Source organism: uncultured Sphaerochaeta sp. (assembly GCF_963676625.2).
Lineage (GTDB): Bacteria > Spirochaetota > Spirochaetia > Sphaerochaetales > Sphaerochaetaceae > Sphaerochaeta.
Window position 1 is genome coordinate 162836 of the sequence record NZ_CAXXYB010000001.1, and the last position, 18192, is coordinate 181027.

The window sequence follows — 18192 nt, forward strand, 5'->3', positions numbered from 1 at the left end:
TTTATGATGTATCGATAACAATTTCCATTATAAAAGATCTGCTTTATTCAATTGTTAGCACCTCAGCAACTTTCCAGGTCTTCAACAAAGAGGTCAGTATCTCAGCTGGCAATATTTCTTTTATATCTGTCTCTTAAAAAACAGCTGTGTCTTGATCATTGAAGAAATTGCAAGTTTTTATAAAGTTTCCTAGGATGGATTCCAATTTTTCAGAGAAAGCAAAGAAAATAACAACGACCTGAAGATTCTCGACTAATCATCTTCAATCTATCCAAAGGAAAATTAATTTGAAAAATCTGATCCAATGAAAAAAAGTGTTAAGCGATGAATCAAGAGAACCTTGAAGAGCTAGCTCCAATACGTGAATTTATCAATATTGATAAATAGTGAGACAATTTGTTTATAACAACAATTGATATCCATAGATTATCACTACACATGAAACAGTGACACATCAATTATTGAATGACCGCTATCTCTGATATTCTTTGATAGACAGTCCCTTGCATCGTGACCGATGCGGGTTGCAGGTTGACCGCTATCTCTGATATTCTTTGATGGGAACCGAAGTAAAGAACGGGACAAATGTGTTGCAGGTTGACCGCTATCTCTGATATTCTTTGATTCTGGCATATGTTGGGTATACGGTATACGAGTTGCAGGTTGACCGCTATCTCTGATATTCTTTGATCACTGCCGCAGTAGTTGGAAGCTCTGATATGTTGCAGGTTGACCGCTATCTCTGATATTCTTTGATGATCCCAAAGATCGTGATGCAGGGCCTTGGGTTGCAGGTTGACCGCTATCTCTGATATTCTTTGATCCATAAACACGTGAATGGAACAGCAGGTTCGTTGCAGGTTGACCGCTATCTCTGATATTCTTTGATGGAACGGGAAGCGGTATACGAATGAGATTTGTTGCAGGTTGACCGCTATCTCTGATATTCTTTGATAGAATCCTTGAAGGAACATTTTGAAGTTCGGTTGCAGGTTGACCGCTATCTCTGATATTCTTTGATACTTGATTTCTTGTGCCGTAGTAGTTGCGGGTTGCAGGTTGACCGCTATCTCTGATATTCTTTGATCGAAGCAACAAAAAGTGGTGGTATTCTCTAGTTGCAGGTTGACCGCTATCTCTGATATTCTTTGATCGAAGCAACAAAAAGTGGTGGTATTCTCTAGTTGCAGGTTGACCGCTATCTCTGATATTCTTTGATCATCAGCCAAATTATCTATGGCCGTAGCTGTTGCAGGTTGACCGCTATCTCTGATATTCTTTGATAATACTGTTTGTCTCGTGTCTCACCAACCCGTTGCAGGTTGACCGCTATCTCTGATATTCTTTGATCCTGTGCAAATTCGGGCAACGGTATGTCTTGTTGCAGGTTGACCGCTATCTCTGATATTCTTTGATTATTTGTTTTTTATATATTATTATTTATTTGTTGCAGGTTGACCGCTATCTCTGATATTCTTTGATAATGCAAGACTATAAGCTACTAACTCATCCGTTGCAGGTTGACCGCTATCTCTGATATTCTTTGATTCATTCGGCTTTCGGGATACGTCGGCTATGGTTGCAGGTTGACCGCTATCTCTGATATTCTTTGATGAACAACCAATGTTTGCGCTCCCCTGCTAAGTTGCAGGTTGACCGCTATCTCTGATATTCTTTGATAGAAGTTTTATAATTTATTTTATCAAAATAAATTATACTACGAAACATAGGAAAAATATGCCCTTTTCAGAAGAGTAAATACTGTTTATTTACCATTTTTGGCTCAGATTTTGTTCTACCACTAAAAGAAATTATATTTTCATATTGTCTATCGGTAATGCAAATAATATCAACTTTTCCCTGTGTTGGAAGAATTTTCCATATTTTATGAGAATATTGTTCAACCGCTTCTTTCCCTGAAAGAAGCTTCGAATATACTGAAAGTTGAGACATCGAAAATCCTTCATCAAGAAGAAATTTTCGAAAATCAGTAGCAGCCTTGCGATCCTCTTTTTCAACGACTGGTAAATAAAACAACACAAACATCCACATCATTCGGTATCCACTTAAAAAGGTAAAGGAGAGCTTTGGTCTAGTAGATTTGCGTTTCTTTGTAATGCTGGAATACATATAATATTTCGCTTCTCCTTATACGAGAGATAGAGAGAATAAGCATAATACTCAACTGCTTTTATTAAGGGCGATTTCCCCTTCTCGACAATTACATCCGTCCAGGCAATCTGATAAATTTTCTTTTTGAGTTTGGGTGTCAGCTCTTCTCCAACGATAGCCTCAGGTAATTGGATAACCAAACAATCAAGAAGTGGTCGAAAGGGTTCCATCAAATCATCGACCAAACGGTAGTTATCAACCTTGCTACAGTGAAAAATACCAAGAGAGGGATGCAATCCCACACAACAAACCGCTCGTGCAATGATTCCCCTTAAAATGGCATAGCCATAATTCAAGAAACTATTTATTCCGGGAAGATTGGGATCACGAATAAAATCATCTCCAAGAAGAGCGTTCCAATAGGCCTTGGCAGCAATCGCCTCACGGTTGCTCGAATCTCCTGACAAAACTTGGTTTGAATAGTTCTCAAGTAATAGGGCAGTTGAATCCTTGCCAAACATCTGCAAAACAAAAGACTGATTCTTGATTTTTTCTTGAATGATTGTTTTCCATAATTGTTTTTTCAAGGGCATTGAAACTGCAATTTGAGTATCTAGCCTTCCTGAAAATTCATAATTTCCAAACAGAGGCAAAATTATACTTTCAGGTTTAAAGCTTTTTCCGCATAGGATAATTGCTGCCCCATTCGAAGTCAGCGCAAGCAATATATGCTTTGAGAAATAGGTACCTTGGGCAGTAACTAGTAAAACCGCAATATCAGAAAGAGGCACGGCATCAAGTCGCTGAGAACCTTCAGATACAATCAAAAAGCCTCGTTCAAGACTTAAAAACAATCCATCCTTTGATATCTCAACAACTTTCCTGACCATCTTTGCTCTCCTACTCTCCGTGTTTTAATATTTTCCCATTTGGAGAAATTCGCAGAACCTCAAGAGAATTATTCCCCAAAAGTGAATTTACCCGAACAAAATTCTGTCCATCAGCATGGACGTTTTTCCAAATGGGCAAATCTTTTGAAACTCGTGAATTTGCAGAGATTCTCCACTCACCGATTGTTGAGGCAGCCCAAATTGGTTGAATATCCATACTGTCGTTTTGTGTAGAAAAACCTGCAATTCTTGCAAGATAGCTCACTCCATCCTTGTTCGTTATTTTTACCACATCATTTTTATATATAGTCATTATTTTTTTAGCGGCAGGATGCGGTTTTGGAAAGAATTTCAATTTCCCTGAATTAAAATCATAAGCCTCTTGGTAGCTAATGAATTGTCCCTTGAAAACCTTTTTCTTTGCTCCCTTGTGAGCAGGAATTGCCCAGACAGTCATGAAACACACCCCATCTTTCTCATACCATTTATTCGGAACTGATTGTATTTGTGAATAGAGTTGAGTTTTGGGTACATATCTGACACGTTTGATATTCAATTCTTTTGACAAGCTCTCAAGTACACCTTTCAAGTTTTTCTTATCGTCGAGGTGTTCAAAGGTTCTTTCATAAATCAGTTTCTCTAATTTTGAATTAAATACTCTATGGGCCTCTATATCCTGTTTAGATAATTCAGATAATTTTACTCTTGTTACCCATGTGGGGACCAGAACTATCACTTTTGGGTCATCCCCCGATAGTTTTTCCTTGAAATCCTTCATCAACTGATCTTTCACTTTTCTAAACGACGAACCCTTCTCAATACAGCCAGTAAAATACAATTTCAATTTCTCGTTTTCCAAAAAAAGAACCTCTGCCTCCATTAAAGATGAAAGAGGCTTATACGTCCTTTTCATTTTCAAACCTGTAGCCGTTTCTTTGAATATCCGGCCCTCATATCCATGATCTGGCTTAAACGAGACAACTATATCCTTCACATGGTTCAGAACAGACTCATAAGGAAAGGGACAGGAGGGAGTCTCCAAGGAAATTCCTGTACGATTCTTGTTGATATCGGCAAGCTTTTGAAGCAGGCTCCGATCAGTTAGGCCAATTACCAAGGCATCGATCGCATGATGTCGATGATCATTTCTGTTTTTAAAATTTCCTTCATTGTTAAGTATGGTATTCAGTCCCCACCGAGCACGTAAAAAACTGGTATCATGACCAGTAATACTCCAAACAGAATTTTGGGAACAAACACAGGATAGATACTTACATGCAGCCTTCGACATATAACGATTGTCATTTAATTGCCGTGCAATGAAATTACTATCGTTTTCAAAATCGTCCATCGCATCCTGCGTAAATTTAATCCGTTTGTTCGCTGGCAAATTATCAGCTCTATCTTTAATCTCTTTCCAGATATACCCATCAGGGTCATGTCCAAATGCCTCATATGGAGTCAATTCTTTCTTTGTCTGATTGCATTTTCGATGGGAAAGCGTCAGATTGCTCATTGAATCCAAAAGGGTCCTGGAATAGGGAAGGATGTGTTCAATTTCAATTTCTTCAGCAAACAGCTTGCTGGCAGGAATGACCTCTCCACAATACGGGCATCGACTTACTAATTGCTTATCGCGGAGCTCTTCCCATAATTTATATTTTTTAATATCCCATGCTGATGGATGCAAAAGATTGAATGGCTCTTGTTTTAACAATTCCGTTATCTTTGTATTAGTTCTTTCTCTCTCAGCTTGCTTAACATAATGTTCATGCCGAAGTTCAGCGCTATCAGCTATATCGCGTGATAATTCGACGACAATCTGTTCCGGCGCCCCATACTCAACAATCACGGCATTTACAACTTTTCTCAGTTGGTTAAGTGCAATATGAACTGTTGGGTTTGCTATCTTCCCATACTTTATCTCAGGATCAGATTCAGGGGCTTCAGAATTTGCACCGAGAACCGTATCAGTCAATATCTGTCCATAATAGGGTAAACTCCCTCTCAAATCGATAATTGGATTATAGCTATGATTGAAATGCATTTTTGCAACAGCTTCGTCATATCTGATATGTTCTTTTTCAATTAACAAGGTACAATCTAGCATAAAATGAGCCGATAATTTGCCTATCTTTTTCCCCAATTTCATGGAAGCCATTTTCTGTTTCTGCTCAGGAGTAAGCCCAAAAATATCGAGATATTGAAACACTTCTTCATTGGTTTCCGATTCTAGCAAAGTCTCAATAATTTCATCTTGGGTTTCAATCGACAAAACATCCCAAGCAGGACCAAAACACTCGGCATTCCGCATGTTAACCGATATTTCATTCCCCTGCATGCCACTTCGTCTTTCATCTTCAAGATTAAATTTCGTAGCAAGGTCAATCGATAATTTTGATCTAATTTTTCCAAAACTCATGGTTCTGCAGTATTGTAATAAATCAATCAATGAATCTTTTTCAATATCGCTCAGGGTAAACGTATTGCCATCCAGATCAGAAAATTTCAAATTATTGACTTCACTTGCTATTCGAAATCTTTGAGCAGAAGGTAATATGGAATAGGCGCGATCCTCATCGGTATAAAACTGGCATTTTCCTCTTTCCTGTTTTCTAAGAGGCCTTTGGAAAAAAATAATTTTCTCTATCTGATTCCAGTCAACATCAGGGAACTCCAAACACTGACTCCTCTTTATTTCCCAAAACTCTTTTTGATACAATTCACGGGATGGGTAGCAATCAAATTCTCCGTTACGAAAACGAATCCCCTGGTTTCTCTCAATTCGTAAATTGAGATATTCACCAAGTGTCCTGCAATGATTACTTACGATTTCCTCTTCCAATCGACTGATTTTATCAGTTTGGGAAAGTTTTTCTGAATTTGAAACTTTATTTTTCTCCGGTTCATCCGTAATTCGATTACTTTTAAATCCCCTTCTAGTCCCTAATTGAAACAGAGCTCTCCCGAGTTCATACGCCGATAGTTTATAATCAAGTGCCTTTTTCCTAAGCCGATAGGGATCCATTTCCTTCAGGCCCTGACGCTCTGATGAATTCTCAGGAAATAGTCCATCTCTAATCAATTGGTTCAATAACAATTTCTTTCGTTGAAGCCTTCGGTCTCGTTGTCTTCTTGCCCCTCTGGCCAATCGGCGGGCAACAGCCAGTGGTTGATTATCCTTGGGGTTGCGTCCATCAGAAAAAATTCTGACGCCCATGTCCAAAATGTCTTTTGGCTCATTCTTATCCCCAAGGCTAATAACTGAATAACCTATTGAATTAGTCCCGGTATCAAGTCCCAACCGATATTTTTGCATACCAAAACACTCCTCAAGTTTTAATCGTTAACTAATCGTTATAAATTGTAACACAACATCAACACTTGCAGTGATAAATAAGGTTTCTCTAACGAAATTATAGAAAAGGCTAAGTCTCTTTTTCTTAGATATCCATACTTCCAAAACTCAGAAACCATGAATCCTTATTATTAAAATATAGGAGGTTCTATGAAATGAGGATAAAACACCAGATTCTTTCTTGACAGAATAAAAAAGGTAAACTATGGTTAATTTAAAGAATATCAAAGATAGCGGTCGAAACTTGCTAACAAGACTGTTTATGACAGTCACAAAATGAGAAGGATGGCTTCGGCCATTCTTTTTTTTGTAAACAAGCCTGGTCTAGCGGCTTATGAACCAGTCCAAACAGGTTCTCATGATAATAGCAATATCCTTAACTTATAATACAAAAGAACCTAAACTTTTCTATTACCAAAATATCCAATTTTTAGTAACGATGAAGAAACCATGGCACCATGTATTTTCTTGAAAATACTGATATTAGTACAAAATTTTCCTAGATCAACCAAAAAAATCAAAATCAATTATTAAGTATTGATAAATAGGATATCAATACTTTTTTCATGAGAACAATAGCCTCCCCTCCTGATCATCACCCTTGACGAGTAGTGTCACTGGCATGTATATTAACCGAACGGTTAGTTAACAAGGAATGGGTATGAACAAAAACCAAAGACCGGAAACAAGGGAACGAATTCTCACGACTTCAATTGAACTATTTTCCCAAAAAGGGTTCGACGGGACCAGTGTCAACTTGATAGCCCACGAAGCTACAGTAAACAAAGCCCTGATTTACTATTATTTCAAGAACAAAGAGGAAATTCTCGATACTGCAATCGATTCACTCTTTGCAGGAATGACCGATTTAACTCTTTCATTTGTCCAAGAAACCATGGTTGAGATGATTAGCTCAAAACGATTGGATATCCTCACTGATTGCCTCAGGTTCATTGACAAGAAAAGTCTGGACGAGTTTATAGAAAGATTGGAGGATTACTATCTATCGGTATTGCATTATGCCATAGACAAGAAGGCTGTCTTGCGTATTTTGATGCTTGAATCCTTGAAAAACGATAGTAAATATAGCAACGGGCTCTTTAAATTTCTAAAGGTAATACAGGAAGATGATCAAAACACAATCTACAAAACCATTTACAAAGCTGACCAGGATTTTACCTATACCAGCGAAATGACTCTTCATCAATTCTTTTTCACCATCATTCCTATCGTAAATTTTGCTGCCTATCTTGATGATTACAAGACATTAAGCAACAAAGAAAACCAGACACTCATCGACAGTTTCCTACGCTCATGCCACACCAACACTATGGCCTTTGTATCCGGAACAGATCTGCTTTTGCATAACGCAAACAACTAACCATTTGGAGGTACTTTTGTGATACCACATTTCGACAAACTCTCTGATATACTCTCTTCTCTTGGCACAGATGCCAAGACAGGCCTTTCCGATTCCGAGGCCAAGGAACGCCTTGGACAATACGGAAAGAACGTCCTCAGGGAGAAGAAACGGAAATCGAATTTTCAACGCTTCCTGCTGCAATTCAAGGACGTCATGATCATCATCCTTATCATTGCAGCTATCATTTCCTTTGGTATCGCCCTCCATGAGAAAGAAGGATTCTTCGAACCCCTTTTAATCATGCTCATCGTCATCTTGAATGCTGTCATCGGGGTTATGCAAGAAAACAAGGCAGAGAAAGCCTTGGATGCTCTAAAAACTCTTTCCTCTCCTCATTCCCGGATAATACGAAACGGCAAGGAATCCATTATTGAAGCGTCCCTGCTAGTTCCAGGTGATATCATCATCCTTGAAGCAGGCGATATAAACCCGGCTGATGCAAGGATCATTGAATCCTCGAATCTGAAATCCGATGAGTCTGCCCTCACCGGGGAATCTTTAGCCGCAGAGAAAGACAGCGAGGCCACGGTTGCTTCCGATTCACCTCTCGGAGATCGTTTCAACATGCTCTATGCTGGATGCAGCATTACCTATGGGTCAGCAAAAGCCGTGGTAACTGAAACCGGCATGAAAACCGAAATGGGAAAAATTGCAAACCTACTGGAAAACGCTGATGACAACAAGACGACTCCCCTACAACTCAAACTTGCCCAACTTGGCAAATATCTGGGAATAGGGGCCCTGGCAGCCTGTGGAGTAATCTTCGGCATTGGGATCCTGGACAAGATGGCTATCTTGGACATGTTCATGATTTCCGTCTCCCTTGCTGTCTCTGCAATCCCTGAAGGCCTTCCGGCGATCGTAACCATCGTCCTCGCAATCGGAGTCCAGCGTATGGCAAAACACAATGCCATCGTGCGCCAGCTCCCTGCAGTCGAAACCCTGGGTAGTGCCTCAGTCATTTGCTCAGACAAGACAGGCACCTTGACGCAGAACCGCATGACACTGACCAAAGCCTATGACAGCAAAAGCAATGCGCTGGAAGACATTTCATCAGAAAACTCCGAAAGCATCAGGACTCTTCTTTCCTATGCAACCCTTTGTTGTGATGGAAAGGTAGAATTCGTCGATGGAAAAGAAAGCCATATGGGAGATCCAACGGAAATTTCCATAATTGTCGGTGCCCATAAAAATGGCATTGACCAAGACGAACTGACTGAGCGTTGTCCTCGCCTTGCAGCCATTCCCTTCGATTCTGACCGAAAGCTCATGACTACGGTCAACTCCATCGACGGAAAGAATATCGTCATCGTAAAAGGAGCTTTCGACATGCTTTGCGAACGGTGTACCTCAGGCGATATAGAAAATGCTCGTTCCCAAGTAGATACCCTAAGTGCAAAAGCCCTTCGCCTTCTCGCTGTTGCCTACAAGCAAATCGATAAAGTACCAGCAAAGGTAACAAGCGAAGAACTTGAATCGGGACTGACCTTCATGGGACTGGTAGGAATGATCGACCCCCCACGCAAGGAAGCGGCCGAGGCTGTCAAACTTTGCAAACAAGCAGGCATCAAGGTAGTCATGATCACCGGCGACCATGTCATCACCGCAGGGGCAATCGCCAAGGAACTGGGTATCCTCAATGCGGATGAAAAGTCAATTACGGGAAAAGAATTGGAACAGATGAGCGACAAAGAGCTAAAGAAGCAGGTCCGGTCAATCAGTGTCTATGCCCGTGTCACCCCGTCGGACAAAATACGAATCGTTCGCGCCTGGCAAGAAAAGGGAGAGGTAGTGGCCATGACTGGCGATGGCGTAAACGATGCTCCCGCCCTCAAGGCAGCAGACATCGGTTGTGCCATGGGCATCACTGGTACCGATGTGGCAAAAGGAGCTGCGGCAATGACTCTCTCTGACGACAACTTTGCAACCATCGTTGAAGCCGTGAAGGAAGGCCGGGGTATCTATGACAACATCAAGAAAGTAGTCAGTTATTTGCTTTCCACCAACATAGGGGAAGTCTTGACGGTCTTTCTTGCCATGTTGTTCTGGAAACAGACTCCATTGCTGGCCATGCAACTGCTTTGGATAAACCTCATTACCGACAGCCTTCCGGCTATAGCTTTGGGAATGGAACCCATTGGCAGCAAGGTTATGGACAGAAAACCCAAACCAAAGACTGAAAGTCTGTTTGTAGGAGGACTCACCCTACAGGTAATCCTGCAGGGTACCATGTTTGCAATTCTGACGCTCATTGCCTTCACTATAGGGTGGAAAGAGAATGGAGACCTCCAAGAAGGACGAACAATGGCCTTCATGGTGCTCTCTTCCTTGCAATTGGTCCATTCCTTCAATATGAGATCAGCCCTTTCACTGTTCAAGATAGGACCGTTTACCAACAAAAGCCTAAACAAGGCGATACTCGCCTCTGTCCTTATGCTCTTCCTGGTGTTGTTCATCCCACCGGTCACCAGTATCTTTGGACTTTCTCTATTGAGCGGTAAGCTCTATGGCCTTGCAGCCCTTCTGGCCTTTGTTCCCATCCCAGTGCTGGAACTGGCAAAGAAACTAGGACTCATCAAGTACATGGACTAAAAAAGGTTCAGGGAAATACGGCCAGATGCATTCTGGCCGTATTTCATATTGAGCTTAGTTCTTTTTCATTTCCTGTTGTTCTTTCCTGTTGCCCTTTTCCTATTCAATTCTCTCCATCCACTTGCAAAGGTAGGCAGGTCATGCTACCGTTTCCCAAGGAGTCTGATACAATGCAAATCAGCAAAGTTGGAGGCCTTATAGCAGCGGCAAGCAAGAAAGCTGCCCAGCCAATGTTGCAAATAGGGTCAATACCGGTTATCAAACGAATTGTCATAGCCTTCCAACAAGCAGGTATCTTTCCCATCGTCATCGTTACGGGAACCCAGGAAGCCGAAGTAAAATACCAACTCTCAGCCTTTGGTGTTATTTTTCTGTTTAACGAAGACAACGAAGAACCACAATTGTTGGAATCCATAAAACTGGGGCTGACCTTTCTTCAGGACAAATGCGAGAAGATTGTTTTCACCCCGGTCAATGTACCCATGTTCTATCCCTCCACCCTCCAAAAACTGCTCAAAGCTCCTGGAAAGATCATTACTCCCTCCTTTGAGCAATCCGGAGGGCATCCAGTTGTCCTGGCAAATTCAATAATCCCGGCTATCCTGGATTACCAGGGGCCATCAGGATTGAAAGGTTTCATAGAAAGCAAGAAAGCAATTAGGACTTGGGTGGAAGTCCAGGATGAAGGAGTCCTGGAAACCATCCATGACGGAAAACAGCTCCATAAAAATCTCAGTACGTACAATCGACAACTGTTTCACCCAATAGTGGAAATTGGCTTGGGAAAGGAAAACCCCTTTTTCAATCCTCGATGCAAACTATTGCTCTTTCTTATTGAGGAAAACCACTCGGTAAAACAAGCCTGCACAATGATGGCACTCTCCCCTGCAAAAGCCTGGGAGATGATCAATGTTCTGGAACAAGAATTGGGATACCCTGTGGTAAACAGGCAAAGAGGAGGTTCCGGAGGCGGAACCACAGAATTGTCAGATCAGGGAAAAACCTTTTTATTGGCTTACCAACAAATGGAAGAGAAAGTATTCTCCTATACCCAATTACAGTTCCAATACTTCCTGGAAAGGACGTAGCGAGTTCTTCCTACAAAGTATTTGCACTCAAGCCATTGCTCCTATATCATTGAGTTGATAAGAATAGGGAGAATGGACATGATTACTTTAACAGTCAACGATACGGTGGTCAGTTGTTCAGAAGACAAGACAATGCTGGCATTCCTGAGGGAAGACTTGGGTCTTACCTCGGTAAAGGAAGGTTGCAGCGAGGGTGTCTGTGGCTCCTGCACCATTCTTGTTGACTCCAAGAAAGTCAAATGTTGCATCCAGAAAGTATCACGCTTTGCGGGCAAACAAGTGCTTACCGTCGAGGGATTATCCAAACGAGAAAAAGAAGTCTATACCCATTGCTTTGCCGAAGCTGGGGCAGTCCAGTGTGGCTTCTGCATTCCTGGGATGATTCTCTCGGCAAAAAGTCTTCTCGATACCAATCTTTCCCCTACCCTTGATCAAGTCAAACAAGCTATCAAGGGAAATATTTGTCGCTGCACCGGATACAAGAAAATTGAAGAGGCCATTCTTATGGCTGCCACATATTTCAGGGAAAACCTCGAGGTTCCCGGGCCAGAAATCGATGGCTCGGTTAACCATCGGTTCAAACGTGTCGATGCCAAGGAGAAAATTCTGGGAACGGGAAAATTTACTGATGATCTTGTTCTTCCCGGCATGGTCTTTGCAAAAGCCCTGAGAAGTAAATATTCCCGGGCCCGGATAAATAAAATCAATATCTCAAAAGCCCTGGGACATCCTGACTGTATCAAGATTCTCCTGGCAAAGGATGTACCCAATAACAAGACAGGCCATATCGTACAGGATTGGGACGTGCTTATTCCGGAAGGTGAAATTACCCGTTATATCGGAGATAGCCTCGCCTTGGTAGCCACCCACCACCAGGAAACCCTCGACCAGGTCCTTGACCTTATCGAAGTTGACTATACGGTACTCACACCTATAACCTCTCCTTCCCAGGCATTGGAAGAAAATGCCCCACTCATCCATGAAGGAGGCAATGTCCTTCGAAAAGAAATTCTTAAGCGAGGGGACAGCGAAACAGCAATAAAGAATTCCAAGTATGTAGTTACCCGCAAGTATTCCACGCCTTTCAATGACCATGCCTTCATGGAACCAGAATGTGCAATTGCATTGAGTGAAGGAAAGGATGGACTGCTCCTCTATACCGGTGGGCAATCGGTATATGACGAACAACGAGAAATATCGCATATGCTGGATTTACCTCCGGAAAATATTCATTGTCATTCGATGCTTGTCGGTGGAGGATTCGGGGGAAAAGAGGATATGAGCGTACAGCACCATGCAGCGCTTATGGCCTGGAAATTGAAGTGCCCGGTAAAAGTACGATTTTCCCGACAGGAAAGCCTACTCTATCATACAAAACGCCATGCCATGGAAATGGAATTTACGACGGCCTGTGACGAAAACGGCAAATTGACTGCCATGAAGGCAACTATCATAGCCGATACGGGAGCGTATGCGTCCCTGGGCGGTCCTGTTTTGCAACGAGCTTGCACCCATGCCGCCGGTCCCTACAACTACCAGGACATTGATATTTTGGGAATGTCAGTGTACACCAATAACGTGGTAGGAGGAGCCTATAGAGGCTTTGGAGTTACCCAAAGTTGCTTTGCCACCGAGAATAACATAAACCTGCTTGCCGAAATGGCAGGTCTTTCCCCTTGGGAATTTCGGTATCGCAATGCTATAGAACCTGGCCAAGTACTCCCGAACGGACAAATTGCCGATCCCAATTGCGCCATGAAAGAATGCTTGCTTGCAGTCAAGAAAAGCTATGAGGAAAATCCCTATGCAGGCCTGGCCTGTGCTTTCAAGAACAGCGGGACAGGTGTTGGTCTTAAAGATATTGGACGTTGCATTCTTTCCATAGAGAAAGGAATGGTCCATGTACGAACCTCTGCAGCTTGCATGGGACAAGGGATTGCAACCATGGCGACCCAGATGGTATGCCAGCAAACAGGACTTTCTCCCAGTTTCATACTCCATGAACAACCAGATACCGTCAGAACCCCAAATAGCGGGACCAGCACGGCAAGCAGACAAACAGTGGTCACAGGGGAAGCAGTGCGGAGATCCGCAGCAAAACTTTCCTTCGACCTTGGGGAAGGCAAAACGCTGCAGGACCTTGAAGGAAGGGAATATTATGGGGAATTCTCTGCAAAGACCGATCCAATGGGATCTCCCAAGCAAAACCCTGTCAGCCATGTCAGCTACAGCTATGCAGCACAAGTAATCATTCTGGATAAGACAGGGAAACTTGAAAAAGTCGTTGCCGCCTATGATGTGGGAACCCCTGTAAATATCCAGAGCGTAGAAGGACAGATAGAAGGCGGCATCGTTATGGGCCTTGGGTTTGCACTTACCGAAGACTTCCCCACTGAAGGAGGCTATCCTCATGTACGATATGGTACGTTGGGGCTGCTTCGGTCAACCGATGCTCCTCCTATTGAAGTCATCCTGGTACAACCAGACAGGGAAAAACTTCCGTATGCTTTCGGAGCAAAGGGTGTCGGGGAACTTTGCCTCATTCCCACCTCTCCAGCTTGCAGTCATGCCTATTACCGTCTCGACGGAAAGGAAAGAAACACCCTTCCTTTGAGAGGAACTTATTACAAGAAGGTAAAAGATGCATGAAAAGCCGTTGATAAAGGGAATTATACTCTCGGCAGGACTCTCCTCGCGTATGGGAGATTTCAAACCCCTGATGCAGGTAAAAAGGAAAACAATCATTGAAAACAGCATCGATTCAATGGTGCTCAGCGGAATTTCCAAAATTATCCTAGTCCTTGGGTATCGTGCAAAAGAAATAGAAGCTGTTTTGGGCGATACCTACAGAAAGGTGGTCACTATTGTTTACAATACAGACTTTGCCACCACCGACATGCTCTATTCCATAAAAATCGGACTTCGGGCCCTAGGGCCTTGCGATGCATTTTTCCTTCTGCCCGGGGATATGCCCGATATAGGGCAGGCTACTTTTCTATCCGTCAAGGAAACTTGGGTCACAAGCAATTGCCTCATTGCCTTTCCGACACTCCAGGGACGGAGAAAACACCCTCCTTTGGTCGATACGCAATGCATAGAGACCATTCTTTCCTACCAAGGAGAGGGAGGCCTCCGTTCCATCTGGTCCGTCTACGAGGATAGCATTGCTACAGTGGCCGTCGATGACAAAGGATGTGAAACAGATTTGGATACCCAACAAGATTATACAACTTTTCTAGGCAGGATTTGTAAAAGTGAATCCTTGGAACAAGAACCAATACAGGAGGTGTCTACCTATGGATATAAGTAATTCGGTCAGAAAGAAAGATCACGGGCCAAAGATGGATGGTTCGGCAAAATATGTTGCCGATTACCCAACGGAAGGAGTGTTGTTCGGGAAGCTGGTTCGATCGACAAAAGCAAAGGCAAAAATTCTTGATATCCACATTCCCCCACTTGAAAAAGGGTATCTCATAGTAGATTACAAGGATGTCCCGGGTATCAACAGGGTTCATATCGTAAAGGATGACACTCCTGTTTTCAGTGAGGGGAATGTTGAATATATCGGAGACCCTATCCTTATGGTCGTCGGTCCTGACGAACGAAGGGTGAATCACCTCGCCAAGGAGATTTCCATAACCTATGAGGAACTCACTCCTGTTTTGGATATGGAAGCCTCTGACACTGTTTTTTTCGACTATACCATTGAAAAAGGCGATATAAAGAAAGGTTTCGAAGAAGCCGATAAAATCTATATAGAGACATTCAAGACCGGTTTTCAGGAACAAGCTTATATGGAAGGACAAGGACTGGTAGGGAACGCCCACGACAACAGGATTACCATCCATGGTTCAATGCAGTGCCCGTATTACATTCATGGGGCTGTCGCAAAAACAATGGGGTATGAAGCCAGCCAGGTACAAATCCAAGCCGATGTCACTGGAGGAGGATTCGGGGGCAAGGAAGACTTTCCTTCCATCCTGGCCTGTGAAGTGGCCGTGGCTTCCTTCAAGGCTAAAAAACCGGTACGGGTAATCTTCGACCGGAGGGAAGACATGGAGTTCACCCCCAAACGGCATCCATCGATATCAAAGTACAAGGTAGCGGTGAAAGACGGAAAAGTCACTGCAATGGATGTCGAGGTAAAGATAAACGGTGGGGCTTACACCACTCTCTCCGCGGTTGTCCTGCAACGGGCAATAATCTGCGGGTGTGGGGCCTATGAGGTCAAGAACCTTCTTATCAGGGGACTGGCAATGAAGACCAACACAGTCCCTTCAGGAGCCTACCGCGGTTTTGGGGCGCCCCAGACGTTCTTTGCCGTTGAATTGATCATGGACCATATAGCCAAGGATCTTGGAAAGGATCCTTTGGAATTCAAACTGGACAATCTGGTAAAGCAAGGAGATGAGACCTCCACCAGCGGGAAATATCATTTCCCGGTTCCCCTCAGGGAAATGTTGCAAGAAATAGAGGCCAATTCCTTCTACTCGGAAAAATACTCGCTCTATAAGACACAGAAAGGAAGATACCGCAGGGGCATGGGACTCTCCCTCATTTTCCATGGAGCTGGGTTTACGGGATCAGGGGAACGGGATCATATCAAGGCGGTTGCAAAACTAAGAAAGTATGCTGATGGCAAGATAGAAATTTTGGCTTCAAATACCGATATCGGGCAAGGAATCAAGACAACCTTCGCCAAGATAGTTGCCAATGAACTGAATGTACCCCTGGATAGGATCATTGCCGAGGATCCAGATACGGACAGAGTCCCTGATTCAGGCCCCACCGTAGCCTCACGATCCTTGATGATTGTAGGGGAATTGTTGCGTAGGGCATCCATCAAACTCATGACCATCTGGAAAGATGGCGAAGAACAAGAAGTGGAAGAACACTTCAAGGAACCCGATTTCGTCATTCCCTTCGACCTTGAAACCTTCAAAGGAGATGCCTACCCTACCTATGCTTGGGCAATTACCGTGGTGGAAATAGAAATCGATACGCTCACAGGAGAAGCGAGGATTATCGGGGTTAACGGAAATTACGATGTAGGAACCCCCATAGACACGAATATCGTCATTGGCCAGATGGAAGGTGGGTTGATGCAAGGCCTTGGCTACGCTTCCATTGAAGAGATGACGACCGACAAGCTGGGAAGAATCAGGAACAACAGTTTCACCGATTATATCATCCCCACTTCCGTGGATGTCCCCAACATGGAGGTTCAACTCCACATAGAAAAATATCCTCTGGGACCCTATGGTGCAAAAGGAGCTGGAGAACTACCTCTTATTGGAGCAGCACCAGCCTACGTAGGAGCTTTGGAGCAAGCGTTGGGTTGTTCGCTGTTCCATATTCCCTTTACCACCCAAGATACCCTGAAAGTTTTGACCAAGGAGAAAAAATGATGGATAAGCCCATATCGTTCATACTGAACGGAAAAAAAGTAGAATATGCAGGAAGTGCCAGTGATCGTCTATTGGATGTACTTCGAGACCATTTTCATCTTACCGGAGTCAAATGTGGATGCAAGGAAGGAGAATGCGGAGCTTGCTCGATCATCATGGATTCATTGCTTATCAATTCCTGCATGGTTGCCATGGGAAGAGTCGAGAATTGTACAGTGGTAACCATTGAAGGCTATAGCAAGACCGAGCGTTTTAAAATCATAGACCAAGCCTATGCGTCGGTAGGCGCAGCCCAATGCGGGTTCTGTATACCTGGCATGGTTTTGGCAAGTGAATGTCTTCTCTCTGCCAACCCAAACCCGACCGAAGAAGAAATTCGTGACGGGATTTCGGGGAATCTTTGCAGGTGTACCGGATACAATGCAATTGTCAAGGCAATCGGAATTGCAGCTAAGGAGGGCAAGGGATTATGGTAAACGGATTAGTTGCCACCTCACTCAAGGAAGCTCTTGTCGCAATGGCAGAGAACACCTATACCCCCTATGTCGGGGGAACGGACCTTATGGTTACGGAACGGGAACAGGCAGAATATCTTTTTTTGCACAAAGTCCCTGAAATGTGCCTGATTGTCAAAGACGAACAGTACCTTCGCATCGGTGCCTCTTGCACCTTTACCGACGTACTGAATAATGCACTGACACCACCCCTGCTAAAACAAGCAATACGGGAATTGGCTGCCCCTGCTATCAGGAATCTGGGAACCATCGGTGGAAATATTGGCAACGGCTCGGCAAAAGCCGATACCGCGCTGGTGTTCTTCGTTGCCGATGCCCTGGTTCATGTTACAAGTATCAGGGGTGGACGTTTGGTACCGATCAAAAAATTCTACAAGGGAAGGAAGCAGTTGGACCTGGCCCCTGATGAATTGATCATAGAGGTATTGCTACCCAAGGAGCTTCCCTCTTCCTGGTATTATAAAAAAATAGGGGCAAGAAAGGCTCTTGCCATTTCAAGAGTGGCTTTCGCCGCATTGATGGAAGTACGGAACGAGAAAATCATTTCTTGTTCCGTGGGGTTCGGAGCCATAAGCGAGATGGTAATCCGCAGACCTGACTTGGATGCCATGCTTACGGGCAAGACCATAAAAGAAGCCAAGGCGGTAAAGGAAGCTTATCTGGATGCTTATAAGGCTATCATCAATCCGATTCAAGGAAGAATTTCCGCCGAGTACCGCAAGACAGTTTGCATGAATCTTCTTGCTGATTTCCTGGAACAAAACGGAATTTGAGAGAATAGGAAAAGCCAGACAAGAGGTCAGAAA

At 43.4% G+C, this 18192-nt stretch carries 11 protein-coding genes and 1 CRISPR repeat array; of the genes, 8 read left to right on the top strand and 3 right to left on the bottom strand.

The genetic code is table 11. The annotated features are described in order from the left end of the window. Window positions 1-457 precede the first annotated feature (457 nt). Window positions 458-1680: a CRISPR direct-repeat array (repeat unit 36 nt; unit sequence GTTGCAGGTTGACCGCTATCTCTGATATTCTTTGAT). A 66-nt stretch (window positions 1681-1746) separates the two neighbouring features. From cas2 to cas9, 3 genes are read right to left on the bottom strand one after another with little or no spacing between them, the layout of a single operon-like run. After that, a complete protein-coding gene (cas2, locus tag ACHZBG_RS00775) occupies window positions 1747-2055 on the bottom strand; it encodes a CRISPR-associated endonuclease Cas2 (RefSeq protein ID WP_320127526.1) in 309 nt (102 codons plus the stop codon). Window positions 2056-2066: 11 nt separating this feature from the next. Then, window positions 2067-3002, bottom strand: a complete 936-nt coding sequence (cas1, locus tag ACHZBG_RS00780) for a type II CRISPR-associated endonuclease Cas1 (protein WP_320127527.1) — start codon at window positions 3000-3002, stop codon at window positions 2067-2069. 10 nt (window positions 3003-3012) lie between these two features. Further along, complete coding sequence (cas9, locus tag ACHZBG_RS00785) at window positions 3013-6321, bottom strand: type II CRISPR RNA-guided endonuclease Cas9 (RefSeq protein WP_320127528.1); 3309 nt, start codon at window positions 6319-6321, stop codon at window positions 3013-3015. Window positions 6322-7021: 700 nt separating this feature from the next. On the opposite strand from cas9, the gene ACHZBG_RS00790 reads away from it, so the two are divergent. The 8 genes from ACHZBG_RS00790 (at window position 7022) to ACHZBG_RS00825 (ending at window position 18159) form a co-directional block, all read left to right on the top strand. After that, complete coding sequence (locus ACHZBG_RS00790; RefSeq protein WP_320127529.1) at window positions 7022-7741, top strand: TetR/AcrR family transcriptional regulator; 720 nt, start codon at window positions 7022-7024, stop codon at window positions 7739-7741. Window positions 7742-7759: 18 nt separating this feature from the next. After that, window positions 7760-10375 (top strand): calcium-translocating P-type ATPase, PMCA-type, encoded by a 2616-nt coding sequence (locus ACHZBG_RS00795; protein WP_320127530.1) that lies wholly within the window; start codon window positions 7760-7762, stop codon window positions 10373-10375. A gap of 170 nt (window positions 10376-10545) precedes the next feature. Further along, window positions 10546-11463: an NTP transferase domain-containing protein gene (locus tag ACHZBG_RS00800; RefSeq protein WP_320127531.1), complete on the top strand. Its 918-nt coding sequence runs from the start codon at window positions 10546-10548 to the stop codon at window positions 11461-11463. Window positions 11464-11541: 78 nt separating this feature from the next. Continuing rightward, complete coding sequence (xdh, locus tag ACHZBG_RS00805) at window positions 11542-14112, top strand: selenium-dependent xanthine dehydrogenase (protein WP_320127532.1); 2571 nt, start codon at window positions 11542-11544, stop codon at window positions 14110-14112. Next, window positions 14105-14773, top strand: a complete 669-nt coding sequence (locus ACHZBG_RS00810; protein ID WP_320127533.1) for a nucleotidyltransferase family protein — start codon at window positions 14105-14107, stop codon at window positions 14771-14773. Before xdh ends, ACHZBG_RS00810 begins: the two co-directional genes overlap by 8 nt. Further along, window positions 14760-16871 carry a xanthine dehydrogenase family protein molybdopterin-binding subunit gene (locus tag ACHZBG_RS00815; RefSeq protein ID WP_320127534.1) on the top strand — a complete coding sequence of 704 codons (2112 nt, stop codon included), beginning with the start codon at window positions 14760-14762 and terminating at the stop codon, window positions 16869-16871. Before ACHZBG_RS00810 ends, ACHZBG_RS00815 begins: the two co-directional genes overlap by 14 nt. After that, on the top strand, window positions 16871-17347 hold the full coding sequence (locus tag ACHZBG_RS00820) for a (2Fe-2S)-binding protein (protein ID WP_320127535.1): 477 nt from the start codon (window positions 16871-16873) through the stop codon (window positions 17345-17347). The genes ACHZBG_RS00815 and ACHZBG_RS00820 overlap by 1 nt, the downstream gene beginning before the upstream one ends. After that, window positions 17341-18159 (top strand): FAD binding domain-containing protein, encoded by an 819-nt coding sequence (locus tag ACHZBG_RS00825; protein WP_320127536.1) that lies wholly within the window; start codon window positions 17341-17343, stop codon window positions 18157-18159. Before ACHZBG_RS00820 ends, ACHZBG_RS00825 begins: the two co-directional genes overlap by 7 nt. Window positions 18160-18192: the final 33 nt, after the last annotated feature.

What these genes read in the sequence shown, in the direction of transcription:
- cas2 (WP_320127526.1), bottom strand. Translation starts at nt 2,055, where the DNA reads ATGATGTGGATGTTTGTGTTGTTTTATTTACCAGTCGTTGAAAAAGAG.
- cas1 (WP_320127527.1), bottom strand. Translation starts at nt 3,002, where the DNA reads ATGGTCAGGAAAGTTGTTGAGATATCAAAGGATGGATTGTTTTTAAGT.
- cas9 (WP_320127528.1), bottom strand. Translation starts at nt 6,321, where the DNA reads ATGCAAAAATATCGGTTGGGACTTGATACCGGGACTAATTCAATAGGT.
- ACHZBG_RS00790 (WP_320127529.1), top strand. Translation starts at nt 7,022, where the DNA reads ATGAACAAAAACCAAAGACCGGAAACAAGGGAACGAATTCTCACGACT.
- ACHZBG_RS00800 (WP_320127531.1), top strand. Translation starts at nt 10,546, where the DNA reads ATGCAAATCAGCAAAGTTGGAGGCCTTATAGCAGCGGCAAGCAAGAAA.
- xdh (WP_320127532.1), top strand. Translation starts at nt 11,542, where the DNA reads ATGATTACTTTAACAGTCAACGATACGGTGGTCAGTTGTTCAGAAGAC.
- ACHZBG_RS00810 (WP_320127533.1), top strand. Translation starts at nt 14,105, where the DNA reads ATGCATGAAAAGCCGTTGATAAAGGGAATTATACTCTCGGCAGGACTC.
- ACHZBG_RS00815 (WP_320127534.1), top strand. Translation starts at nt 14,760, where the DNA reads ATGGATATAAGTAATTCGGTCAGAAAGAAAGATCACGGGCCAAAGATG.
- ACHZBG_RS00820 (WP_320127535.1), top strand. Translation starts at nt 16,871, where the DNA reads ATGGATAAGCCCATATCGTTCATACTGAACGGAAAAAAAGTAGAATAT.
- ACHZBG_RS00825 (WP_320127536.1), top strand. Translation starts at nt 17,341, where the DNA reads ATGGTAAACGGATTAGTTGCCACCTCACTCAAGGAAGCTCTTGTCGCA.